Genomic DNA, 23,781 nt, shown 5'->3' with positions numbered 1-23,781 from the left:
GTGAAAAGGCGCAATGCTTGGCCGCTTCCTGCTGCACGCAGGCAACGCGCCAATCCTGGAATGTCTCCTGTATCGAGCTGAATGATCGCACGCTGGTTGTCGCTATAGCCGGAGCTGAAGTCAGCACTGGTAAAGCGCGATACCCCGGAGCTGCAGCCTGCAGCCAAACCGGCAATCATGAGAATGCTGGCATTCAGTGCCAGCCGCCGTGACGCTTTGTCTAGTACACTCAAACGCATCGCTTATCCCGCCCGTACTCAATACAAGAATATTGAGCCATTAAACCGCGTTAATGTTACTCGACCGTTAAAACGGGCAGAAAATTTGTAAAAGATTCACCAAACCCGTAAAGGGTTGCGCCTGACCTGCGGCAGAACGTCCGTGTCAAAGGGCTGTGGCGACGCCGTCCAGCAGCGGCAAAAAGCGCGCGGGCATCATATCCTCGCGCTCGAAACGGCTTCCGATCTTCGACAGGCGCGACACCACCTGCTTGCCGTCAACCGGACCGATCGGGGCAATCATGACCCCGTTCGATGACAGAAGCTCGACGAACTGGCGCGGCATGCTTTCAAAAGCGGCCCAGACGACAATGCGGTCAAACGGTCCGTCATGGGTCAGGCCAAGCTTGCCATCGGCGTGCTTGATGAAGATATTTTCGATCTTCAATGTCTGGTGGCGCTGTTGGGCAAGTTCAACCAGAGTGCGATAACGCTCGATGGACAGAACCCGTCCGGCAAGCCTGGCCATGATGGCGGCGGTAAATCCGGTACCCGTGCCGATTTCCAGAACCCGGTGCGCCGGCTCAAGATCGAGTGCCTTGATCAGCCGCGCCTGCAGGTCGAGCCCTTCCATGAACTCACCGCATTCGATCGGCAGCATCCGGTCGCCATAGGCCAGCGTTCCCAGGTTGCCGGAAACAAAGGCCATGCGCGACGTGGCTTCAAAGGCCGCCATAAGCCGCTGGTCCGACAACCCCAAAGACCGCATCCGCAGGACGAAGGCGGCAAAGCCCTCCCGTTCTGAAAGCGCAGGCTTCATGCGAACGCATCCTCCAAGGTCTGGCGCATCTCGTGTGCGGTCAAATCGAGCTGCAGCGGCGTCACGGAGATGTAGTTTTTGCGGATGGCCGCAACATCGCTGTCTTCCGCCGGTTCATCCTTGCCGCGGCCGTAGCGCAGCCAGTAATACGGCAGGCCGCGTCCATCCTGCCGCTCTTCAATGGTCAATCCATGGGAGAGCTTGCCCTGTGCCGTCACGCGGACGCCGGCCAGTTCGCCGCCGCTGCAGCTGGGGAAATTCACATTGAGAAGCACGCCTTTGGCCAGCGTGACGCCCAGAAGCTTTTTCAGGAGCGCCGGTGCCCGCTGTTCAACAATGTCCCATGGCAGGACGCGTGTCCCGCCATCCAGATTGTATTCCTGCGACAGGGCAATGGAGTTGATGCCGAGGAGCGTGCCTTCGATGGCCGCAGCGATGGTGCCGGAATAGGTGACATCATCGGCCGTGTTCGAGCCGGAATTGACCCCGGACAGGATCAGGTCAGGCGGCTCTGGCATCAGATGCTTGACGCCCATGATCACGCAGTCCGTCGGCGTACCGCGAACGGCGTAGTGCCGGTCATCGATCTGGCGCAGACGCAGCGGCGTCGACAGCGTCAGCGAATGAGCCAGGCCGCTCTGGTCGGTTTCGGGTGCGATCACCCAGACATCGTCGGAAAGCTGGCGGGCGATACGTTCCAGAACAGCCAGACCTTCCGCATGAATACCATCATCGTTGGTCAGCAGAATGCGCATCGCCCTCTCCTATGCAGCTTTTTCGATTCGTTTCAGTCCACCCATGTAAGGCACAAGTGCTTCAGGAACTGTGACGCTGCCGTCCTCGTTCTGATAATTTTCGACAACAGCGATCAGTGCGCGTCCGACGGCAGTGCCGGAACCGTTAAGCGTATGGACGAAACGCGTCGATTTCTCGCCTTCCGGCCGGTAGCGCGCATTCATGCGGCGTGCCTGGAAATCACCGCAGACGGAGCAGCTGGAGATTTCGCGATAGGCCTTCTGGCCAGGAAGCCAGACTTCCAGATCGTAGGTTTTCTGCGCGCCAAAGCCCATGTCGCCCGTGCACAGCGTCATCGTGCGGAACGACAGGTCGAGGCGCTTCAGCACTTCCTCGGCGCAGGCCGTCATGCGCTCATGCTCGGCAATGGAACCCTCGGCATCCGTCACCGACACCAGCTCGACCTTCATGAACTGGTGCTGACGCAGCATGCCGCGCGTGTCGCGGCCGGCAGAACCGGCCTCCGAGCGGAAGCAGGCCGTCAGTGCCGTCATCCGGATCGGCAGATCGCGAATGTCGAGGATTTCTTCGCGCACCAGATTGGTCAGCGGCACCTCGGCTGTCGGAATGAGATAGCGGCCATCGCCTGTCTTGAAGAGATCCTCTTCGAACTTCGGCAACTGCCCCGTGCCGTAAAGCACGTCGGCATTGACCAGAAGCGGCGGATTGACCTCGGTATAGCCATGCTCGGTCGTGTGCAGATCGATCATGAACTGACCAAGCGCACGCTCCAGCCGTGCCAGCTGGCTCTTCAGGACGGTGAAGCGGCTACCGGACAGCTTTGCTGCACGCTCAAAATCCATGTAGCCGAGGTTTTCACCAATCTCGAAATGCTCCTTGGGCTCAAAGGAGAAGTTCTTGAGATGACCGACACGGCGCGTCTCGACATTGCCGCTCTCATCCTTGCCAACCGGAACATTGTCGAGCGGCAGGTTGGGAAGCACCGCCAGCGCATCGTTCAATGCGCGGTCGAGCTGACGCTCTTCTTCCTCGGCACTCTGCAGGAACACCTTGATCTCGGCGACTTCGGCCTTCAGACGGTCGGCCGTGGCCTGGTCCTTGGCGCCCATGGCCTTGCCGATCTCCTTGGAGGCGGCATTGCGGCGTTCCTGTGCATCCTGCAATTTGGCAATATGCTGGCGGCGCTTCTCATCCAGCTCGATCAGGCGGGACGACTGCGGCTCGACGCTCCGTTTCGCCAAAGCTGCGTCAAGCGCCTGAGGATTCTCGCGGATCCATTTGATGTCGAGCATGGTAATAAAGCCGTCTTGAAGTGTTCGTTGGATTGAGGACGTGATTGTCCGGCGAAAGCTGGAACTGCGTCAGGACGAGATATCGCTATCGCTGGACCCTGATTGTGCTTCGGCTTCAGCTGCCTCACGCTTTTTCTCGATCAGACGCGCCATCCAGATGGAAACCTCGTAGAGAAGGATCGTCGGGAGCGCAAGACCGATTTGGCTGAGGGGGTCGGGCGGGGTGATCACCGCCGCGACGATAAAGGCAATGACGATGGCATATTTGCGCTTCGACCGCAGGCCTTCATAGCTGACAAGCCCCACCCGTGCGAGCAGCGATGTCACCACCGGCAACTGGAACACCAGGCCAAACGCGAAAATCAGCGTCATGATCAGGCTCAGATATTCCGAAACCTTGGGCAGAAGCGAAATCTGCACTTCCCCGGCGCCGCCTGTCTGCTGCATGGCAAGGAAGAACCACATCACCATGGGGGTGAAGAAGAAGAACACCAGCGCGCCGCCCATCAGGAACAGCACCGGCGATGCGATCAGGAATGGCAGAAATGCCATCCGTTCATTCTTGTACAGGCCCGGCGCGACAAACTTGTAAATCTGCGAGGCAATGACCGGAAAGGCCAGAACAATGCCGCCGAACATGGCGATCTTGACCTGCGTGAAGAAAAACTCCTGCGGGGCGGTATAGATCAATTGCGCCTTTGCCGGATCAAAGCCGGCCCAGGACACGGCCCACTGGTACGGGATGACCAGAACATTGAACAGCTGCCGGCCAAAATGGAAGCAGATCAGGAAAGCCACGAAAAATGCCACCAGTGCCCAGATCAGACGGCGGCGCAATTCGATGAGATGTTCGATCAGCGGGGCCGAGCTCTTATCAATGTCGTCGTCGGTCTTGCTCAAGATTTTGTCCCCGTATCGCCAGCTTTGGCCTTGGCACGCGGCTTGGCCGTTCTTTTCGCTGGTGCAGTCTGTGCAGGCGTTTCTGCCGGTGTTTTGGCAGCAGATGACCTGGCCGCAACTTTGGCAGGCGCGGCGGCCTTGGCCGCTGCCCTGGCCGGTGCCGCCTTCCCGGATACGGCGGCGGAAGCCGGTGTTTCAGCCGCGGCCTTGGGCTTGCTGGCCCTGCGGGCTTTCTTCGGCGCTGCGGCCGTCATCAAGGGCGCGACGGGCTCCATCGTCTGCGGCTGCAGCTGCGTCGCGCCGGGAGCAGACGGATCGGGTACGGCAATATTGGTCTTGCCAGCCGTGCCATCGTCTTTCAGAGATGAGCGGATTTCTTCGCCAATCGTGCGGACGGGATCAAAAACCTTGCGGATATCGTTGCGCGGATCGAGGCTCTTGGCATCGTTGATGATATCGCGCACATCATCAAGCTCCGCCTCTTTGAGGGCTTCATCGAATTGCCGCCGGAATTCACCTGCAGTCGCACGAAACTTCGCCGTCGCCTTGCCAAAGGCGCGCAGCATTTTCGGCAAATCTTTTGGCCCGACCACCACGATCACCACGATCACGATCACCAGGATTTCCGACCAACCAACATCAAACATTCATCATGCTCCGGCCGCAGCGAGGCAGCAAAGCCCCGCGCAGGAAAAAACTATATCAAGCCGCTCAGGACTTCGTTGTCTTTTCCTTAACGGAATTCACCGGCTGGTTCGGCTGGTTGTCGATCGTCTTGGAATTGTCAGCCGTATCATCATCGGCCATGCCGCTCTTGAAGTTCTTGATGCCCTTGGCAACGTCACCCATCAGTTCGGGAATCTTGCCGCGGCCAAAAACCAGAAGCACGATCGCCAGGACGATCAGCCAGTGCCAGATTGAAAAACTACCCATTTTACCCTCGCATTCGCTCAACAGTTTGAGCTCATCTATGCCTTTTCCCCGTGCTTTTCAAACACAAGTGCATATTGTTGTTTCACATTCATGTAAGTTCGGCGCAAGTGCGAATTGAAATCTTCAGCACGAATTTTCCGAACCGGCATCTCCTGCGCCACCATTGCGCACAAATATGGCAAATAAAAATTCAATCGTGTTCGACACGCGGTGTCAAAAGCCCGAGTTCTTCCAGATCGATATCGGTCAACGGATCTTCGTCCTCGGTCAGCTCATCGGGATCGTTGACCGGAATGGGAATGGCAAAATTGGCAGGCATGCGCGCGGACAACAGTCCGGCACCGCGCAATTCGTCGATACCCGGCAGATCACGCACTTCCTGCAGGCCGAAATGATCGAGGAACGAGGATGTCGTGCCATAGGTGATCGGCCGCCCCGGCGTGCGCCGGCGCCCGCGGAATTTGATCCAGCCCGTCTCCATCAGCACATCGAGCGTGCCCTTTGACGTCTCGACGCCGCGAATGTCTTCAAGCTCGGCCCGCGTCACCGGCTGGTGATAGGCAATCACCGCGAGAACTTCGAGCGCGGCCCGGGACAGTTTCTTCTGCTGCACCGCCTCGCGGTTCATCAGGAAGGCAAGATCGGCGGCGGTGCGGAAGGCCCATGCGCCGCCAACCTGCAAAAGGTTGATGCCGCGCTTGGAATACACTGACTGCAGCTCGCCAAGCAGGGCCGGAACGTCGATCCCCGACGGCAGCCGCTCCTCCAGCGCCCGCACCGTCACCGGTTCGGCTGAGGCAAACAGGATGGCCTCGGCCATGCGCAGTGCATCGGATACGGAGATCGTCGACTTCCAGTCGGCCTCGCGGCTGTCGTTTTCATCATTGTCGGGCTGGATATGCAGGGGACCGGTTTCAGCCATTGACCACGTCCCTCATCGTCGTCAGCTGCGGCTGATCGGTCTTTTCCACTGGTCTTGGCGGCCGGTCCCGCAGGAAAATCGGCTTGAATGCGCCGGTCTGCTGGATTTCCATATGCCCTTCCCGCACCATTTCAAGGCTGGCGGCAAAGGAACTGGCAAGCACGGTGGCGCGTTCAGCCGGCGACGCGATGAAGTCGAGGAGGTATTGATCCAGCGCCGTCCAGTCCTTCATCTCGCCGACAAGGCGCATGAGAATGGTGCGTGCTTCCTTCAGTGACCAGACGCTGCGGCGGGCGATCTGTACATGGGAAATCGCCTGCTTCTGCCGCTGCGAGGCATAGGCGGTCAGGAGTTCGTACAGCGTTGCCGAATAGATGTTGGTCTGGTCGACAATGACGGCTTCCGGCATACCGCGCGCAAAGATATCGCGGCCAAGGCGGTTGCGGTTGACCAGCTTCGTGGCCGCATCGCGCATGGCTTCCAGCCGCTTCAGACGGAATTGCAGCGTCGCCGCCAGCTCCTCGCCGCTCTCGCCTTCATCGCCGGGGGTCTTCGGGATCAGCAGTTTGGACTTGAGGTAGGTCAGCCAGGCGGCCATGACCAGATAGTCGGCGGCAAGCTCCAGCCGCAAAGCCTGGGCCTGCCGGATGAAGATCAGATACTGTTCGACAAGGGCAAGCACCGAAATGCGGGCGAGATCGACGCGCTGGTTGCGGGCCAGATGCAGAAGCAGATCGAGCGGGCCTTCAAAACCCTTGATGTCGATCAGAAGCGATGGCTCGCTGACACCACGATCGGATGCACTTTCCCACAGCGCCTCCATGGGCGCCGCAGTCTTGCCATTGGTCTTTTGCTCCGTCGCCGTCAAATCTCTCTCGCTCTATGCCACCGCTTCGAAGAAACGCTGGAATTCTTCCCGGATTTCCGCTTCATCCGAAGCATCCGGCTTTCTCGCATATTGGATTGCCCGCTGGGCCCGCTCCAGCGCCTTGCCGTTCAGCTCGGGCGTGCAGGAAGCAACGGCCGTCATCTGTTCCATAATGCCGTGGCAGTGAAGCACGATATCGAGGCCCGCCGCAAAGATTGCTTTGGTCCGGTCGAAATAATCCCCAGAAAGTGCATTCATCGACACATCGTCGCTCATCAGCAGCCCGTCAAAGCCGATATGGCCGCGAATGATCTCCTCCACGACCTTGCCGGATGTCGTCGCCGGATGCTTCGGATCGATGGCCGAGAAGATGACATGGGCGCTCATCGCCATGGGCAGATGCGCCAGAGCCCGGAACGGAGCAAAATCATGTTCGGCCAATTCGTCGAGCGGTGTTGTCACGGTCGGCAATTCGTGATGGGTGTCGGCAAATGCGCGGCCATGGCCGGGAATATGCTTCATCACGGGCAGCATGCCGCCCGCCAGAAGGCCTTCCGCCGCCGCCCTGCCCATCGCCGTGACGATTTCCGGGTGGTTGCCATAGGCGCGGCTGCCGATGACCTCGTTGGCCCCCTCAACCGGAACATCGAGAACCGGAAGACAATCGACATTGACGCCGAGTTTCATGAGATCGAACGCGTGAAGGCGCGACAGCAGCCAGGCGGCGCGCAATCCCGCCTCTTCATCCTGCTTGAACAACGCGCCCAGCGCGGAACCGGCGGGATAATTGGGCGCCAGCGGCGGGCGCAGGCGCTGCACCCGCCCGCCTTCCTGATCGATCAGCACCGGGGCTTCGTCGCGCCGCACCAGATCACGCAGATGCGCGGTCAAATCCTCGACCTGCGCCGCTTCGCCGACATTGCGGGCAAACAAGATGAAACCCCACGGGCGTTCATCGCGGAAGAACGCGATTTCGTCAGGGGTCAGCTTCAGACCGGACGTGCCGGCAATCCATGCTTTTGATTCGCTCATGGGTAAAGTCTACTGCGTTGATGCGAAAAAGGAAAAGGCGGCCATTGGCCGCCTTTGCCGGATTATCGGATTGCGGATCACTGAGTGACGAAGCAGCTGCCGCCCGCTGACTTGAATTTGGTGCAGAGATTGACGGCAGCATCCTTGGTACCGGCCGGGATACGCACACGGTAGAACGTACCCTTGCCGGCAATTTCTGCCTGCTTGATATCGACACCGCGACCGGCGATCACACCGGGATAGCGCTGGGCGAGCGAAGCATAGGTCTTCTGCGCGCCTTCCGCCGTCGGCTGCGAAGCCACCTGGATCAGATAGGTGCCCGGCGCCACGGCCGAAGCAACCTGCTGCTGCGGCTGACCGGCCGGCTTTTGCGGCGCAACGCGATCAACAACGTTGAGGGGCTGTTCAGCCGGACGGGAGTCGACAATCGGGACATTCTTCGGCGCAACGGAGGCAACAGTCTCTGCCGTGATCTTCTTGGTTTCAACTGTCTTGGCCGGAAGCTTGCCGGTTGCCGGAGCCTGCGGCTTGGCAACCAGGGGCTCAACTGCCGGTTTTGGCGTTGCAGGATTGCTGGCTGCCGCAAGCGAGCCGATCTGATCATTGCCGTCAGGCATTGCGCTGACCGGAGCCGGAGCTGCCGGTGCCGGACGCGCCATAGGCGCGGCGGCAGGGCCCGAGGCAACGGGATCGGCAGCCTGCGGAATGGCCGCAACCATCGTACCATCGGGCTTCACCACCATGGTCTGAACCTTGCGCGGTGCGATGGCATCGTTCGGCTGGGCCTGCTGTTCGCTCGAAGCCATGTTGGCCGCTGCGGGATCGACCCTCTCCTCGGCCTTGGTTCCGGCAATATCCTCATCCGTATCGGCAGTCAGATCGACCGGTTTTTCCTGGGTCGTTACAAGCTGCTGCTGCTTTGGCGGAGATGTATCCGCGGTGGCACCCTTTTCATAAACGATCTTATCCTGAGCGGGCGCCGTCGTGTTCGCCGTGGTTTCCGGCTGAACCTTGATTGGGGTTTTGTCGGCCATGATCACCACGGGCGCACCGCCCGATCCGCTGGTCCATTTGTAGGCAACGGCACCGGACACCGCGAGGAGAACGGCCGCCGCTACGGCGCCGGGTACAACGAAGCTGCGCTTGCGGCTCACTGGCTGGGCATAGGTGGTCGCCGCCATGCCGACATTGTCGCGTTTTGGATCGTAGCCAAAATCCATGTCGTCTTCGGGACCGTTGCTGTAGCTGTTGGCAACCGGACGGGACTGATGCGCGCTGGCAGCAGCCACGCCGACAGCCGCTACTGCGGCAACACCGGCTCCGGCAGCCGCATAGCTTGCCGGGGTATAATGCCCCTGTTCAGCCTCATTGCCGAAGACATCGGCAAAGATATCGGCATATTCATCCTTGGCGGCAGGCGCCGGCTGCTGCGGCTCTTCCTGCGGCGCCGCATGGGCAGCGCGGGAATCGTCCGCCTCGATCGAGCCGAAGACTTCAGAAAATTCAGTTTCAAGCTCGCCCAGGCCATTGTGCTGCGGAACATCGTCTTCGTAATGCACTTCAGGCAGATCAAGCGATTCCGTGTACTCGACCCGGTTCTCCGTCACCGCAACGGTGTGGACATCGGGCGCAGAGGAGATCGATGATGCGGCCCGGTCGAGTTCATCCGCATAATCGCTCAAATCCTGCGGTTCCGGCAGATGATGGGTCTCAGCGGCAGCCGATGGCGCAGCTGGAGCGGGCTCCGGCTCACGAACCGCCGCATAGGAATGTGCGGGGCTCTGGTAACGGGGCAATTCAGCCTCCGGCGCATGCGCCACGGCCGTCTCATCTTCAACGTCCAGCGGCACTTCGAAATCGTCGAAGGCGGCCATCAGCTCTTCCGTGTCGAAGTCCTCAAGCGGATCGCCCTGAACCGCTGCGGTGCTTTCGTGCACTGGCGCCGGCTCGTAGGCTGGTGATGCCGGGACAGGCGCTGCCTGATAGGCGGCTGGTTCCGGCGCATAGGCCGGTTTCGCCTCGGCGACCGGCTGGGCCACGGACGGCGCATAGGAGGTTGCGCGGCTGATAATGGGAGCAGCTTCGGTGCGGCCGATGACGGGCGCCTGCGAACCATATCCCCAGGACGCATTGGCCGAGCGCTGAACCACGGGCTTCGCCGAACCGGCAAGAAGCGTCTCAAGTTCATCTTCAAGGCTTAAGGACGGCGCGGCAACGACCGTGCGCTCCGGCTGCACCGGTTCGGGTGAAAAATGGACCGGCTCCTGCCCCTCGCCCGCCTCGCCGTCGGCATAAACTGCTTCCGGCTCATAATCGGCGTAATCGGGTTCCTCATAGATCGCCACCGGCTCGGAAACCACCTGACGAACAGGTTCGGCCGCGGCGTGCGAATGAGCATGATCCTCATTCGACATCAATTCCCGCTCCACCGCATCCTGAAGATCGAAGTGGGCAAACTGATCCGTTTCAGCATGACTGTGCGCGGGCGCCGGGGCTGCCGCTGGAGCGGCAACCTGAGGATGTTCCTCAAAATCGCCCATGAGCTCGCGCTCCAGATCCATGGCAAGATCCTCGCCAGATCCGGTTGCCGCATGCTCCTCTTCGACGGGCGTTCCCATGATACGGGAAAGCTCCATCAGAGGATCGTCGTTACCGAATCGCGAATCATCCTGCCGGTGAGAACGCTGAAGATAGTTGTCCGCCATGGCGTTAATCCTGTACTCTCAACTATGGACGTCAAAAGACGTCACGCATTGGCCATACCAGCGCAATGTGGGCAAAAGTTGACAGGATTTCCGCGCCTTTCAGCGCATTTCGGTTGGGGCGTCCGCACCAATGATAGACAATCCGGACGCCAAAACCTTAGAAACAACCTGCACCAGCCCTAGCCTGGCTTGGGACAAGTTTGGATCGTTAACCTTAATAAAACGTAAGTCCGCGTTTTCGGTTCCCTTATTCCACTGCGCGTGCAGCGAACTTGCCAGGTCGTAGAGGTAGAAAGCAAGCCGGTGCGGCTCTTGATGGACGGCCGCCGTTTCAATCAAACGCGGGTATTCAGCAAGCTTGCGGATGAGCGCAATTTCGCTTTCATCCGTCAGCAAACCGAAGTGCTGGGCACTGGCCGCCAGTGATTCTTCACCCAGTCCAAGCTGTTCGATCGCCTGCCGGAACACGGAATGGCACCGCGCGGATGCATATTGGACGTAGAAGACCGGGTTGTCCTTGGAATGCTCGGTGACCTTGGCAAAATCGAAATCCAGCGGCGCATCGTTCTTCCGGTACAGCATCATGAACCGGACGGGATCGCGCCCGACTTCTTCCACCACGTCGCGCAGCGTGACGAACTCGCCCGAGCGTTTCGACATGCGCACCGGCTCGCCATTGCGATAAAGCTTGACGAGCTGGCAGATGAGAACCGTCAGCTTGGCCGTACCGCCGGATACGGCGCGCGCCAGCGATTCCAGCCGCTTGACGTATCCGCCGTGATCCGCGCCCAGCACATAGATCATTTCATCGAAATGCCGGTCATACTTGTCCTTGAAATAGGCAACGTCGGCGGCAAAATAGGTGAACTGGCCGTCGGACTTCACCAAAGGCCGGTCGATGTCATCCCCCACATCGGTCGAACGGAACAGGGTCTGCTCGCGATCTTCCCAATCCTCCGGCAGCTGGCCCTTGGGCGGCGGCAGCTTGCCCTTGTACACGTGCCCCTTCAGCGTCAAGTCATTGATCGCCGACCGGATCTGCTTGGCATTGTCCGCATGCAGTGTCCGTTCGGAGAAAAACACGTCGTGATGCACGTTGAGCGAGGCAAGATCGTCGCGGATCATCGCCATCATGGCATCGATGGTCCGGTCCTTGATGATCGCAATGGCTTCCTCTTCCGGCATCGCCAGAAGCTTGGTGCCGTAGTCGGCGGCAAGCGCCTGCCCGACCGGAACAAGATAATCGCCGGGATAAAGACCGGCCGGAATCTCGCCGATATGCTCGCCCAGCGCTTCGCGGTAACGCAGCATCACCGAATTGGCGAGCACATCGATCTGCGCGCCCGCATCGTTGATATAATATTCCTTGGTCACATCGTAACCGGCGAAGGACAGGAGATTGGCCAGCGCATCGCCGACAACGGCGCCCCGGCAATGCCCCACATGCATCGGCCCGGTCGGATTGGCCGAAACGAACTCGACATTGACCCTATGGCCATAGCCCAGCTTCGACCGGCCGTAATCGAGACCGGCGCCCAGCATGCCCGCCAGCTGCCCGTGCCAGTATGTATCTTTCAAGCGCAGGTTGATAAAACCTGGTCCGGCAACGTCGACCGAGCCGACATCCGGGTCATTTTTCAGCGCATCGCCGATCTTTATCGCCAGTTCGCGCGGGTTTTGGCCGACAGCTTTCGACAGAACCATCGCGGCATTCGTTGCGATATCACCGTGGCTCGGATCGCGCGGCGGCTCGACACCAACACGGGACAGATCCACTTCGGCGCCATCAATGGTTTTCAATTCAAGCGCTTGCAGGGCTTTTTTAATCCGCGCATCGAAATCGGCGAAGATGTTCATGACGTTATACTCGATCGGGTTTTTCACGTTGGTGCGGTCATATGACCGCGATTGGCCCTTCGCTTAAGCCAATTCGGGCGTATGGTCAAACAAGCGGCGATGCTCGCGCACAGCATAAGTGTCGGTCATGCCCGCCAGAAAATCCGCGACCAGCCGCGCGCGCGGCGCCAAACCGTCCTGTTTCGGCCCCTCGCGCCAGCCTTCCGGCATCATCTGCTCGTCAGCCATGTAGGCATCGAACAGATCCCGCACGATCTGATCCGCGGACTTCCTGATGCGGATGACGCTGTCATGGAAATAGAGATTTTTATAAAGGAACGATTTGAGCAGCTTTTCCTTGTCCCGCATGGCAGCGGAAAACCCGATCAGCATACGTCCGGCATTGTGAATATCGTCCACGCATTGCGGTTGCAGCGCCTCGATATTGGTCTGCGCCGTGAGGATCACGTCTTCGACCATGAGAGTGATCTGCCGCCGCACGATTTCATGCGCCGTGCGCACTTCATCCAGCCCAGGGTATTTCTGCCTTACGCCGCGCAGGATGTCGCCCGTCAGCGGGACATCCTCCAGCGCCTCCAGCGACAAGAGCCCGGAACGCAGGCCATCATCGATGTCATGCGCGTTGTAGGCGATGTCATCGGCAATCGCCGCACACTGCGCTTCGAGCGAGGCAAAACGGTTGAGTTCGAGATCGTGCTGGCTGTTATATTCGAGAATGGCCGCAGGCACGGGATGCTTCAGCCCATTTCCATCCGCCCCTGTCAGCGGACCGTTGTGCTTCACCAGTCCTTCAAGCGTCTCCCATGTCAGGTTCAGCCCGTCAAACTCCGCATAGCGCCGTTCAAGGCTGGTGACGATACGCAGTGACTGGGCATTGTGGTCAAATCCGCCAAAATCCTTCATTTTTTCATTGAGTGCGTCCTCGCCCGTATGGCCGAACGGCGTGTGGCCAAAGTCGTGCACCAAGGCGATCGCCTCGGCCAGATCTTCATCGAGCCGCATCGACCGTGCCAATGCCCGGGCAATCTGCGCCACTTCGATCGTGTGGGTCAGCCGGGTGCGGTAGTGATCCCCCTCATGGGCGATGAACACCTGTGTCTTGTGCTTCAGGCGCCGAAAGGCGGTGGAATGGATGATACGGTCGCGATCACGCTGGAAAACCGTGCGCGTCGGACTCTCGTTTTCCGGAACAAGGCGGCCGCGACTGCTCTGCGGATCGCAGGCATAGGGCGCCCTCTCCCGGTATCCGAAGCCAATTCCCTGCATCGACATGATTGAATTGAATGCCTTTCCACTTTGCGGCCGCGCCGGTCGTTGACTTCGCGGTCGCCAATTCTTAGCTATGGTGTATGATGAATGGCAAGGTGTGACATGACAATGTCAACTTAAGCCAAAGCGCTGAGACCTTGGTTCGCCCCTGGAGCGTGAAGAAATGAGCGATGCAATGAATGTTTCCGTATCCGATGCTGCTGCCAAGCGCATTTCGGCAATTCTGAAATCCGATCCTGAGAAGACTGCCTTGCGCATTTCCGTCGAAGGCGGCGGCTGCTCGGGCTTTTCCTACAAATATGATCTCGTCGATGCCCAGGACGCCGATGACATCGTCATTGAGAAACTCGGCGCAAAGGTGCTGATCGATTCGATATCCCTGCCCTATATTGGCGGCTCGGAAATCGATTTCGTCGATGACCTGATGGGACAGTCATTCCAGATCCGCAATCCCAACGCCACGTCCTCCTGCGGCTGCGGCACCAGTTTTTCCGTCTGACCGGCGTTTCAGATTTCGCGCAATCAAAAACTAGCAAAGTCGTTGTTTCCCATGAAAATTGTCACCTGGAACATCAATGGTGTGAAAGCGCGGATCGAAGTTCTGACGGCATGGCTGCAGGAATCCAACCCGGACATCGTCTGCCTGCAGGAAATCAAGTCCGTCGACGAGCAGTTTCCGCGGGCCGAGATTGAAGCTCTTGGCTATCACGTCGAAACCCATGGCCAGAAGGGTTTCAACGGCGTTGCCATCCTGTCGAAGAAGAGCCCCGACGAGGTAATCCGGGGACTGCCCGGCGAGGACAGCGACGAGCAATCGCGCTTCATTGAAGCGGTATTTTCGACGGAAACCGGCGCCATTCGCGTTGTTTCGCTGTATCTGCCCAACGGCAACCCCATCGATACGGAAAAATTCCCCTACAAGCTGCGCTGGATGGAGCGCATGGAACGCTGGGCGGAAGACCGGCTTGCGCTGGAGGAACCGCTGATACTGGCGGGCGACTATAACGTCATTGCCCAACCGAAGGATGCCAAACACCCCGAGGCATGGCTGAATGATGCGCTGTTCCAGCCGGAATCGCGCCAGGCATTGCGCCGGCTGGAAAATCTCGGATTTACCGATGCGACACGTTCCGTCACGGACGAGGCCGGGACATACACATTCTGGGATTATCAGGCTGGCGCCTGGCAGAAGAACAACGGCATCCGCATTGACTACCTGATGCTGTCGCCGGAAGCCGCCAACCGCCTTGCATCAGCCAGCATCGAAAAACATGTCCGCGCCTGGGAAAAACCTTCGGATCACGTGCCTGTCGCAATCGCCCTTACATGATGTGCAGCTAAGGCCCCTCTCGGGCCAGCGCTTGCCGATCAGAAGTCGCCGGTTTTGATGATGTCTTCGGCAAGCACGATGGCTGTCCGGCGGTCGGCTTCGTTGGCAATGGAAAACGCCTGTTCCTGAATATCGCCGATCCACACGCGATCCTGTTTTGACGCCCGCTCGAATGCGGCGGTCATCATGGCCAGGCCGCGCACGGTCTTTCCGGCCTGGAACAGCAGGTTGCCCAGCATGGCCTGCGCGCCGGCATGGCCCTTCTGGGCCGACAGGCGGAACCAACGGGCCGCCTGGTTGGGATTGGGCTGGCCGCCCTCACCCTTCATCAGCATCTTGCCGAGTTCAAACTGTGCGTCGGAGTCACCGAAATTGGAGGCGGCCTGCAGATAGAGATCGCGCGCTGCGCTCGGATTGGACTTGATCGGCGAATTCGGGATGCCGCGTTTGACATAACCGGCGAGAGCGACAAGCGCATCGGCAACATAACTCTCGTTCTGCGTGCCCTGTTCGGCACCCTCATGCACGACCTGCTCGAACATCTTGTAGGCTTCGTAGTCGTCTTCCTTGACGCCGTCGCCATCCGCATACATGCGGCCGAGCTTCCAGTTGGCGCCCTGATGGCCTTTCTCCGCGGCAAATCTCAATGCCTTGACGGCTTCATCCTTGTCGCCCTTCTTGTAAGCGGAAAATCCGAATTTGAAGAGGGCAAAAGGACTGGAATCCTCATTCATCTCATTGCTGGTGTCGAACGCGTGGCACGGCAGCGTCATGACACTCAAAGCAAGCCCGATCCCGAAAAACGGAGCTGCGAAGCGATCAACAATGAGCATGGCAATACACTTCCTTTGCCCGGACCGGATGCGTCGCAGCTTCGCTGCGCCCGGCACCCCCTGTCAGGACCCGATTGACGGCGGCACCGGCGAAAACGCCGCCTGCCGCCCCATTTTGAGCGCACAACTTTTGCGCTGTGGATGTTGTTGAGAATGAATATGACGCATCATTCCAGCGATCGTTTGACCGCTTTCCGGCAATAGTACGGCCAGAGATCAGGGAATGGGATGTGCCTGGAAAAGTGGAATCACCGGGGGAGCGCGTCAGTTCCGACATCGCATAAAGGCTGTTGATGTAAGCCAGTAAGATCGGTTTTGCGTCCATCATTGCCCCGGGCGGAACATCGGCACCATTGCACGACATTTCTTCAACCACTTATCGGTCGCCGCCCTATCGAGGTGCTCCGGGTTTGTGGCGCAAAATGGGCAAAATGGCCCCTTGCCTCCGCCTCGCAGATCATCGCTCAGAAGTGTTGCTGAATCGTCACAAAACGTAATGGAGAAACTCTTACTTTCGGAGCGCCGGCATTGCAGTGCACAACAAACCAACGTCCAAATACTGAAAAAGCCCGGTACGAATACCGGGCTTTTCTGTTTGATCCTGACCGGATCAGAACTTCATCTTGCCGGAAAGCGATACGGCGGTGACGAGATCATTGCCGAAGTCATAGGTGGCATCGGTACCGCAGGGCACATTGCCCGTGCACTTTGTCGGGCCGTAAGAGCCGGACTTGAGGATACCGATGGCACCGCCAAGGCGAACTTCAACATTCTTGTTCGGCGAGTATGCGAGACCGCCCGAGAGGAGGTACGTATCTGTCTGGGTGGTCAGGCCGGTTGTCGTGCCCTTGTCCCAGCTGACCTGAAGCTGACCGCTCCACTGATCGTTGAACTTGTGACCGACACCACCTGTCACTGTCCAGCCGTCCTGGAACATCAGATCAAGCGATGTTGCGCGTGCCGGAGAGGATGGTCCGCAGGCAACCTTGCCCTTAGTCGAGGTCGGGCAGAAGGCGATGACGTCGAGCACGCTCCAGTCAACCCACTTGACCGAGCCATAAGCCAGCCAGTTCGGTGCAATACCGGTCTGCAGCTTGAATTCGATGGATTGCGGCATTTCGGCAGTGCCGTAAACGTCGGTGATCCGGCCGGAAAGCGGATTGGTGGGTGTCTTGGGGAGCTGGGTAAGATCAAGCGTACCGCCAACTTCGCCGAGATCGACCGCCGCGTTGTACATCAGGCTGGCGCGGAAGGCGATTTCAGGGATTTCATAAGCGGCACCAACGCGCCAGCCTACACCGTCCGCACTCAGGTTCAGCCTGCCGGTGCCATCCAGAGCACCGTGCGTCAGCAACGGTACAAAACCGTTCACCATGCGTGTCTTGAAGCCTTCGAGCTCCTGATAGGAAACGCCGCCGATGATGCGCAGCGAACCCTTGTCCGTAACGTGGAACTTGTAGGAGCAGGTCAGGCCCCAGTCATCCGAGGAAATCTTGGTTTCGATGTTCTGGTTGTCGCCAGCCCAATTGGAACCGGGCTTGGTGTGAACGCCCCAAGGCTGGCTGTACGAGCCCAGGCAGTCCAGATCCGGTGTGATGCCGACCTTCGCGCCAAACTTGTAAACGGAATAATCCGGCGTTTCACTCGTCGAGGACTTCTTGAAGTTCTCGTTGCCATCGGCGGGATTCGTATCCTTGGCGTTCTTGATCTTGCGGTCAGGCATGACGTAGATCACGCCACCTTCGGTCACAAAACGCTCTTCACTAAAGAGGAGATCCCAGTTGTAGCCACCGCGCTCAAGCCCCCCCGCTTGTGCAGCAGTAGCAACACTTGCCAAAAGAAGCGCGCTGCCGACGATTGTGGAAATAGTCTTAGTCATTAAGTCCTCCCCGAGACCTGAAAACCTCTGAACCCGCGATCAAAGTTCAGCAAAATTGTTACCAATACGTAATAGGTAACAAAGCGGGCGAATCGTGCAACTTGTTTGCGAACAGGCTTTTGGCTGGGGTCGAGATGCAAATTTTCAAAACATGGAAATTTTGCGATTTTTAGCCCGCATTTGCCCGATTTTTTGCGCATCAGACCATCGTCTAAGGCCTGAAACAGCTGGTTTTCAGTGAAAAAACAGGAATGTTGCTCAAATGCAACGGCGGCCAAAAATGACCGAAATGGGGCGAATGACTGTCGAAAATGGGGTGTGCTCCCCCGTCATTCAAGGGAAGCACAGAATAATTCAATCAAATTGAGAATCAATTAGCCCAAAATGATTAGTTCGATCAGCCGGCTTCGCTGACGCGGCGAATGGCCGTTTCGATCTTTTCGATGGCTGCCTGCAGTTCCACCAGCCGTTCGCGTTCAGCCTCGACAATTTCCGGCTTTGCGTTGGCAACAAATTTTTCATTGCCGAGCTTCTTGCCGATCTTGTCGATTTCGTCGTTGATTTTCCCGGCTTCCTTGCCAAGCCGGGCGACTTCCGCCTTCACGTCGATCAGGCTGCCAAGCGGCAGGCAGGCGGTTGCTTCGCCAATGACAAACTGGGCCGATCCCTTGGGGGCTTCATCGGCGCGTTCGATCGTTTCGACACGTGCGCGCCATTTGATCGAAGCTTCATGGCGGGCCAGGCGTTCGCTGGTCACATCGCCTGCGCCGACGACCACCAGCGGTGCTGTGGCAGAGGCCGGAACGTTCATTTCCGCCCGTACGGAACGGATGCCGGTCACCAGATCGATCAGCCAGTTGATATCCGCGGCAGCTTCCCCGTCGAGGAAATCCGGCTCCGGCCAGCCGGCATGGCAGAGCAGGGTATCGCGTACCTGCCCCTCACCGGCCGTATGCGCCCAGAGCTCTTCCGTCATGAACGGCATGAACGGATGCAGCAGCTTGTAGATTTCATCGAGGACATAGGCGGCGCAGGCCTGTGCTTCCGCCTTGGCTTCCGCGTCCTCGCCATTGAAGACCGGCTTCAGCAATTCGATGTACCAGTCGCAGAACTGGTTCCAGACAAAGCGGTATGCCGCACCGGCGGCTTCATTGAAGCGATAGCTGGTGATGCCGTCTGTGACATCGCGCACCGCATTGGTCAGCTCCGTCAATATCCAGCGGTTGACAGTGAGCTTTGCGTCTTGCGGCCGGAACGCCGGATTGCGCGCAACGCCGTTCATCTCGGCGAAACGTGTCGAATTCCAGAGTTTTGTTCCAAAATTGCGGTATCCGGCGATGCGGCTCGGATCGAGCTTCACGTCGCGGCCCTGCGCCGCCATGATGGCAAGCGTGAAACGCAGTGCATCGGCGCCATATTCGTCGATCAGCTCCAGGGGATCGATGACGTTGCCTTTCGACTTCGACATCTTGGCGCCGTTCTTGTCGCGCACCAGGGCATGGACATAGACCGTGTGGAACGGTTCTTCATTCATGAAATGCAGGCCCATCATCATCATGCGGGCAACCCAGAAGAAGATGATGTCAAAACCGGTGACCAGCACGTCGGTCTGATAGTAGGTGGCAAGCTCCGGCGTCTTGTCCGGCCAGCCCAGTGTCGAGAACGGCCAGAGCGCCGACGAGAACCAGGTGTCGAGCACATCTTCGTCGCGCGTGAGAATATCGCCGGGCTTGAAGTCTTCGAGCAGGTTCTGCACATGGGCCTTCATCGGCCCCTCATTCGCGAGATAGTGCTGAACCGCGGCGCTGAGCGCTTCTTCCTCGGTCTTTTCAACAAAGACCTGACCATCCGGACCATACCACGCCGGAATCTGGTGTCCCCACCAGAGCTGGCGCGAGATCGTCCAGGGCTGGATGTTCTCCATCCACTCGAAATAGGTCTTTTCCCAGTTCTTCGGCACGAAATTGGTGCGGCCCTCGCGCACGCTGGCAATGGCTGGCTTGGCCAGCTCCGCCGCGTTCACATACCACTGGTCCGTCAGATAGGGCTCGATCGGCACGTCGCCGCGGTCGCCATGCGGGACCATATGCGTGTGATCCTCGATTTTTTCGAGATAGCCGCCCTCTTCCATCATCGCGACAATCAGCTTGCGCGCTGCAAAGCGGTCTTTGCCATCGAGCGCATGAATCAGCTGATCGAGATGACTCGTTTTCTCCAGTCCTTCGAGGAAGTCGTTGTTATCCTTCAAGAAGATCGAAGCGTCGGTATTGAGAATATTGATCTGCCGCAGATCGTTGCGCTTGCCGACTTCCGCGTCGTTGAAGTCATGCGCAGGTGTGATCTTGACCGCACCGGACCCGGCTTCCGGATCAGCATAGTCATCGGCAACGATGGGTATCAGGCGGCCGACCAGCGGCAGCACGACATTGTTGTCGAGGACGGCATGATAGCGCTCGTCGGCGGGATTAACGGCAACGCCCGTATCGCCCAGCATGGTTTCCGGCCGGGTGGTCGCGACCACGATGTAGGTGTGCGGGTTTTCCGGATCGAAAGCCACATTTTCGAGCGGATAGCGGAAATGCCAGAGGTGCCCCTTGATTTCGCGCTGCTCGACCTCAATGTCGGAAATCGCCGTCAGCAGCTTCGGGTCCCAGTTGACCAGCCGCTTGTCCTTGTAGATCAGCCCCTGCTTGTAGAGCGTCACGAAAACTTCCAGAACCGCCTTCGACAGCCCCTCATCCATGGTGAAGCGTTCGCGCGACCAGTCGCAGGACGCACCCAGACGCTTCAATTGTCCGGCAATGATGCCGCCGGACTCGGATTTCCATTCCCACACGCGCTCCACGAACTTCTCGCGGCCCATGGCGCGGCGGCCCGGCTGCTGGCGCTCCATCAGTTGGCGCTCGACTACCATCTGCGTCGCGATACCCGCGTGGTCCATGCCCGGCTGCCACAGCACGTTCTTGCCGCGCATGCGTTCGAAACGCACGAGAATGTCCTGAATCGTGTTGTTCAGCGCATGGCCCATATGCAGCGAACCGGTCACATTCGGCGGCGGAATGACGATGGCAAAAGGATCCGCGCCGGGCTTTGAACCGGCCCCGGCCTTGAATGCGCCAGCGTCGTCCCAGCGTTCTGCGATCTTCGGCTCTATGGCCGCGGCATCATAGGTCTTCTCAAGCATGCGAATAGTCCGTCATTTTTTGCGGAAAAAGGTTAGCTACGGTGTAAACCGAATGGCTGGACATAAGTCAATGATGACTTGCCGAATGTCGACGATGCAATCTTGACTTAGAAGATCGGGACGCTACCGAATGAACTGTCGCACATCGCCGACTGGTAAGGGGGAAAGCATGAAATTCTACAAGCTCGTCACAGCATGCGCTGCTGTGACAATTCTGGCTGGCTGCGGGGTATCTGAAGGCCGGTATAAGGAAGTACAGGGCCTCCTGGCAAAACCCGAGAGGCAAAAAGCCGAAATAGGATACTGCTCCAATATGTTCGGCAACATGCCGATGAAAAGTCGCCAGAACATAGCCGTCATATCAGGACTGAGCGTTTCGAGCATGCCAACGATCCTGTGCAAACGACTGGTTCAAGGCATTGTCAGTGGCAAGCTCACCCGTGCTGACATCAATTCCGTGAGCAATGGCAGCCTTACGCCGGGTGCGTTCAAAGTGATTCAGGGCAGATAGCCACTGGAATGAAATCAGCGCTTGGCGCCGCGCGCCACGCGCTCGATTTCCTCGCGCACCAGCCGCTCAACCAGATTGGGAAGATTGTTGTCGAGCCAGTCCTGCAGCAGGGGCCGCATGATTTCCTGCGCAATATCGTCGAAGGACCGGCGCTGCTCGTGCTGAACGGCAAAGGAAAGATCATCGAAAGCGGCGCTGACCTGCCGTTCCGTTGCTTCCGACAGGATCGGTTCCAGCGCACGCTCAAGATCGAGCGAAACCTCGTCACCGATGGCGGCCTCTGTCGATTCAGCCGTCGGTGCAACCGGTTCGGGCACGTGCGCCGGTTCCGGTGCTTCGGCCAGAACGTCCTGCTCAACCACAGGTACCTGCGGCGGCACAGGGACAACAGGGGTTTGAATTTCAACCTGAGGTTCCGGCGCGGCAAAAGCCTCGGGCTCCGGAACGGCATAATCCGCCGGGTCATGAATCTCCGGCTCGGCAACAACCGGGGCCTTCAAAACCTCCGGCGGCGTTGCAACCGCTTCGCGCTCGACAAGCTTGGACTGCAGCGGCGAGAACGGCCGGCCCAATGGCATTTCGTAGGATTGGGGCTGCGGCTGCGAGACGGCAATGCCTTCGCGCGGCGGCAGGTCCGCCTCCTCATCATGCGCATCATAGGCGTGCGGCGGCGTCTGGATTGCGGCGACGGGCGCTGGAACATCGGAATTGACCGGCGCCGGCACACTATCCTCCGTGCGCGTTGTATCACTCTCTTCGATGATACGACGGATCGAGGCGAGAATCTCTTCCATAGAAGGTTCACGCGCCACGCTGGAGGATTGTGCCATGATACTCTCGCCTACTACATCTTGTTTCGCTGCCGAGCAACGAATCTGCATTCAGTGTAGAGGCTTACATGGTCTTTGAGAATCCCTGCGGCGGGGAATACGGCCTAACCCACAGACTTTTCTGGAAAGGCCTCAAACCGGCAGGTCTGCCCTGCCAATGAAAATGCCGCCGGCGTGATGACACCGGCGGCATAAAAACAGTTGCGAAAAACAGGCCGTGGCCTAGCGGCCGTCCGGCGTGCGCAATCCGAACCACTTGTCCTTGACGGCGTCGTAGTGCTCTTCCGGCTTGTACTGGGCGACCTGCAAACCGATCTGTTCCGGCAGCAGCCGGCCGACCGCAAGCAGAACGGCGTAGCTTGTGACGACGCTGTCATGTTCGGCCTGAGCCAGGGCAATCTGCCCCGACAGAACCTGGGCCTGCTGGTTCAAGACGTCGAGCGTGGTGCGCTGACCGACCTTGCGTTCTTCGATAACGCCATTCAAGGCGAGCTGTGCAGCCGAGATCACGGCTTTCTGCGCAACGATGGATGCCTTGGCGGCTTCCAGCTGGGACCATGCCTTGGCAATCGCCTGGCGCACGCTGTCGCGGGTCACATCCACCTCAATCCGGCGCTGTGCCGCGGTTTCCTTGGCCTGACGGACAAGGGCCGGTGTCCGGCCGCCGCTATAGATCGGAATAGTCAGCGTGATGCCGGCCGATGCCGCCGTTCCATCGTTTTGCGAACTGTCATTGCCCGAAAACACATCCGTACGGGTCACGCCGCCGCTGAGGCCAATCTGCGGCAGCAGGGCGCCTTCATTCGACTTCACCGAATAACCCGCAGCATCAAGGGCGTATTGCGTTGCGAGAATTCCCGGATGATCCTTTGCTGCAATGGCAAAGGCGGAGTCCATCGACTTCGGCAGATGTTTTGCCGCAATGCTTGCAGGCTTCAGCCCCGTCGGCGCTGCGCCGACAATCTGGATATAGGTGGCTTCGGCGGTTTTCACGTCGGAACGGGCCACATTCAGCGTGGCAATTGCCGATGCCTTCTGTGCTTCGGCCTGGGCAACGTCTGTACGGGTGCCTTCACCGACATCGAAACGCGCACGGGCTGCGCGCAGCGTCTCATCAAGGAATTCCAGGTTCTTCTGGCGCAGGACCACAATCTGCCGGAACATGTACACATCCATATAGGCCTGTGCAGCGCTGAACAGCAGGTTCTGCGTGTTGTTCCGCAGATTTTCGCGGGCGGCCAGAACCTGGGTCTTGGCCGAAGCAACATTGTTCTTGGTCTGGAAGCCATCGAACAGCGTCTGATTGAGGGAGATGCCGAATGTACCGACATTCGAGTTGCTGGTGCTGCCCCCATCAATGCGGCGTGACGTCGCCGTCAAACCGGCCGTCGCCGAAACGGTTGGCCGGTAGCCCGACTTGGCAATCGCAACGCCCTCATCCGTGACCCGCACACCGGCGCGATCCGCATTGAGGGTCGAATTGTTGTCATACGCCTTGGCCATTGCGCCAAAGATCGTTTCTGCCATTGAAGGCGTAGAGGTCAAGACCGTCGCCGTCAGCAGCGCCGCGGTGAGTACTCGCTTACCCGGTATGAACACCATAAACCCCTTCATTCTCTAAACTTGGAAACCCCAGACCGAA

At 58.8% G+C, this 23,781-nt stretch carries 21 protein-coding genes and 1 pseudogene; 3 read left to right on the top strand and 19 right to left on the bottom strand.

The window, feature by feature from the left end; translation table 11 throughout:
• From ACTJJ7_RS14425 to ACTJJ7_RS14365, 13 genes and pseudogenes are all read right to left on the bottom strand, one after another.
• A pseudogene (locus tag ACTJJ7_RS14425) lies at window positions 1-239 on the bottom strand (hypothetical protein); the annotation flags it as partial.
• A gap of 145 nt (window positions 240-384) precedes the next feature.
• On the bottom strand, window positions 385-1,038 hold the full coding sequence (locus ACTJJ7_RS14420) for a protein-L-isoaspartate(D-aspartate) O-methyltransferase (protein ID WP_105732593.1): 654 nt from the start codon (window positions 1,036-1,038) through the stop codon (window positions 385-387).
• Window positions 1,035-1,793, bottom strand: a complete 759-nt coding sequence (gene surE / locus ACTJJ7_RS14415; RefSeq protein WP_105732592.1) for a 5'/3'-nucleotidase SurE — start codon at window positions 1,791-1,793, stop codon at window positions 1,035-1,037. The genes ACTJJ7_RS14420 and surE overlap by 4 nt, the downstream gene beginning before the upstream one ends.
• Before the next feature lie 9 nt (window positions 1,794-1,802).
• Window positions 1,803-3,086, bottom strand: coding sequence for a serine--tRNA ligase (serS, locus tag ACTJJ7_RS14410; RefSeq protein WP_105732591.1), 1,284 nt, complete (start codon window positions 3,084-3,086; stop codon window positions 1,803-1,805).
• A 69-nt stretch (window positions 3,087-3,155) separates the two neighbouring features.
• Complete coding sequence (gene tatC / locus ACTJJ7_RS14405; protein WP_105732590.1) at window positions 3,156-3,986, bottom strand: twin-arginine translocase subunit TatC; 831 nt, start codon at window positions 3,984-3,986, stop codon at window positions 3,156-3,158.
• Window positions 3,983-4,633 carry a Sec-independent protein translocase protein TatB gene (tatB, locus tag ACTJJ7_RS14400; RefSeq protein WP_440967634.1) on the bottom strand — a complete coding sequence of 217 codons (651 nt, stop codon included), beginning with the start codon at window positions 4,631-4,633 and terminating at the stop codon, window positions 3,983-3,985. The genes tatC and tatB overlap by 4 nt, the downstream gene beginning before the upstream one ends.
• A gap of 64 nt (window positions 4,634-4,697) precedes the next feature.
• Window positions 4,698-4,919: a twin-arginine translocase TatA/TatE family subunit gene (locus ACTJJ7_RS14395; RefSeq protein ID WP_105732588.1), complete on the bottom strand. Its 222-nt coding sequence runs from the start codon at window positions 4,917-4,919 to the stop codon at window positions 4,698-4,700.
• A 190-nt stretch (window positions 4,920-5,109) separates the two neighbouring features.
• Window positions 5,110-5,841: an SMC-Scp complex subunit ScpB gene (gene scpB, locus ACTJJ7_RS14390; protein WP_105732587.1), complete on the bottom strand. Its 732-nt coding sequence runs from the start codon at window positions 5,839-5,841 to the stop codon at window positions 5,110-5,112.
• On the bottom strand, window positions 5,834-6,664 hold the full coding sequence (locus ACTJJ7_RS14385; protein ID WP_440967651.1) for a segregation and condensation protein A: 831 nt from the start codon (window positions 6,662-6,664) through the stop codon (window positions 5,834-5,836). Before ACTJJ7_RS14385 ends, scpB begins: the two co-directional genes overlap by 8 nt.
• A gap of 57 nt (window positions 6,665-6,721) precedes the next feature.
• A complete protein-coding gene (nagZ, locus tag ACTJJ7_RS14380) occupies window positions 6,722-7,741 on the bottom strand; it encodes a beta-N-acetylhexosaminidase (RefSeq protein ID WP_130270531.1) in 1,020 nt (339 codons plus the stop codon).
• 77 nt (window positions 7,742-7,818) lie between these two features.
• Window positions 7,819-10,446, bottom strand: a complete 2,628-nt coding sequence (locus ACTJJ7_RS14375; RefSeq protein WP_440967632.1) for an SPOR domain-containing protein — start codon at window positions 10,444-10,446, stop codon at window positions 7,819-7,821.
• A gap of 99 nt (window positions 10,447-10,545) precedes the next feature.
• On the bottom strand, window positions 10,546-12,303 hold the full coding sequence (argS, locus tag ACTJJ7_RS14370) for an arginine--tRNA ligase (RefSeq protein WP_440967630.1): 1,758 nt from the start codon (window positions 12,301-12,303) through the stop codon (window positions 10,546-10,548).
• Window positions 12,304-12,366: 63 nt separating this feature from the next.
• Entirely contained in the window at window positions 12,367-13,575 is a 1,209-nt protein-coding gene (locus ACTJJ7_RS14365; RefSeq protein WP_105732582.1) for a deoxyguanosinetriphosphate triphosphohydrolase, read from the bottom strand.
• A gap of 160 nt (window positions 13,576-13,735) precedes the next feature.
• Between ACTJJ7_RS14365 and erpA the strand changes: the two genes are divergently transcribed.
• Both erpA and xth read left to right on the top strand, forming a co-directional pair.
• Window positions 13,736-14,071, top strand: coding sequence for an iron-sulfur cluster insertion protein ErpA (erpA, locus tag ACTJJ7_RS14360; RefSeq protein ID WP_162800193.1), 336 nt, complete (start codon window positions 13,736-13,738; stop codon window positions 14,069-14,071).
• A 51-nt stretch (window positions 14,072-14,122) separates the two neighbouring features.
• Complete coding sequence (gene xth, locus ACTJJ7_RS14355) at window positions 14,123-14,902, top strand: exodeoxyribonuclease III (protein WP_105732581.1); 780 nt, start codon at window positions 14,123-14,125, stop codon at window positions 14,900-14,902.
• Between the two features lie 38 nt (window positions 14,903-14,940).
• Here the strand turns inward: xth and ACTJJ7_RS14350 are convergent, their stop codons facing one another.
• From ACTJJ7_RS14350 to ACTJJ7_RS14335, 4 genes are all read right to left on the bottom strand, one after another.
• Complete coding sequence (locus ACTJJ7_RS14350) at window positions 14,941-15,735, bottom strand: tetratricopeptide repeat protein (RefSeq protein ID WP_105732580.1); 795 nt, start codon at window positions 15,733-15,735, stop codon at window positions 14,941-14,943.
• Window positions 15,722-16,111, bottom strand: a complete 390-nt coding sequence (locus tag ACTJJ7_RS14345) for a hypothetical protein (protein WP_130502061.1) — start codon at window positions 16,109-16,111, stop codon at window positions 15,722-15,724. The genes ACTJJ7_RS14350 and ACTJJ7_RS14345 overlap by 14 nt, the downstream gene beginning before the upstream one ends.
• A gap of 234 nt (window positions 16,112-16,345) precedes the next feature.
• The gene (locus ACTJJ7_RS14340) at window positions 16,346-17,614 is read right to left on the bottom strand and encodes an OmpP1/FadL family transporter (protein ID WP_440967627.1); all 1,269 of its coding nucleotides are present in this window, start codon (window positions 17,612-17,614) and stop codon (window positions 16,346-16,348) included.
• A 397-nt stretch (window positions 17,615-18,011) separates the two neighbouring features.
• Window positions 18,012-20,798, bottom strand: coding sequence for a valine--tRNA ligase (locus ACTJJ7_RS14335; RefSeq protein ID WP_440967625.1), 2,787 nt, complete (start codon window positions 20,796-20,798; stop codon window positions 18,012-18,014).
• Window positions 20,799-20,967: 169 nt separating this feature from the next.
• Here ACTJJ7_RS14335 and ACTJJ7_RS14330 point away from each other — a divergent pair, with 169 nt between their 5' ends.
• On the top strand, window positions 20,968-21,309 hold the full coding sequence (locus ACTJJ7_RS14330; RefSeq protein WP_105732576.1) for a hypothetical protein: 342 nt from the start codon (window positions 20,968-20,970) through the stop codon (window positions 21,307-21,309).
• Between the two features lie 14 nt (window positions 21,310-21,323).
• Here ACTJJ7_RS14330 and ACTJJ7_RS14325 read toward each other — a convergent pair whose 3' ends face one another.
• Together ACTJJ7_RS14325 and ACTJJ7_RS14320 are read right to left on the bottom strand one after the other, a co-directional pair.
• Window positions 21,324-22,139, bottom strand: coding sequence for a DUF2497 domain-containing protein (locus ACTJJ7_RS14325; RefSeq protein ID WP_440967623.1), 816 nt, complete (start codon window positions 22,137-22,139; stop codon window positions 21,324-21,326).
• A 222-nt stretch (window positions 22,140-22,361) separates the two neighbouring features.
• Window positions 22,362-23,741, bottom strand: coding sequence for a TolC family outer membrane protein (locus ACTJJ7_RS14320; protein ID WP_245457780.1), 1,380 nt, complete (start codon window positions 23,739-23,741; stop codon window positions 22,362-22,364).
• Window positions 23,742-23,781: the final 40 nt, after the last annotated feature.

Origin of the sequence: Phyllobacterium sp. 22229 (assembly GCF_052056495.1) — a bacterium.
GTDB lineage: Bacteria > Pseudomonadota > Alphaproteobacteria > Rhizobiales > Rhizobiaceae > Phyllobacterium > Phyllobacterium myrsinacearum.
Note: the sequence above shows the minus strand (reverse complement) of the source record. Positions and strands in the feature narration are given on the sequence as shown.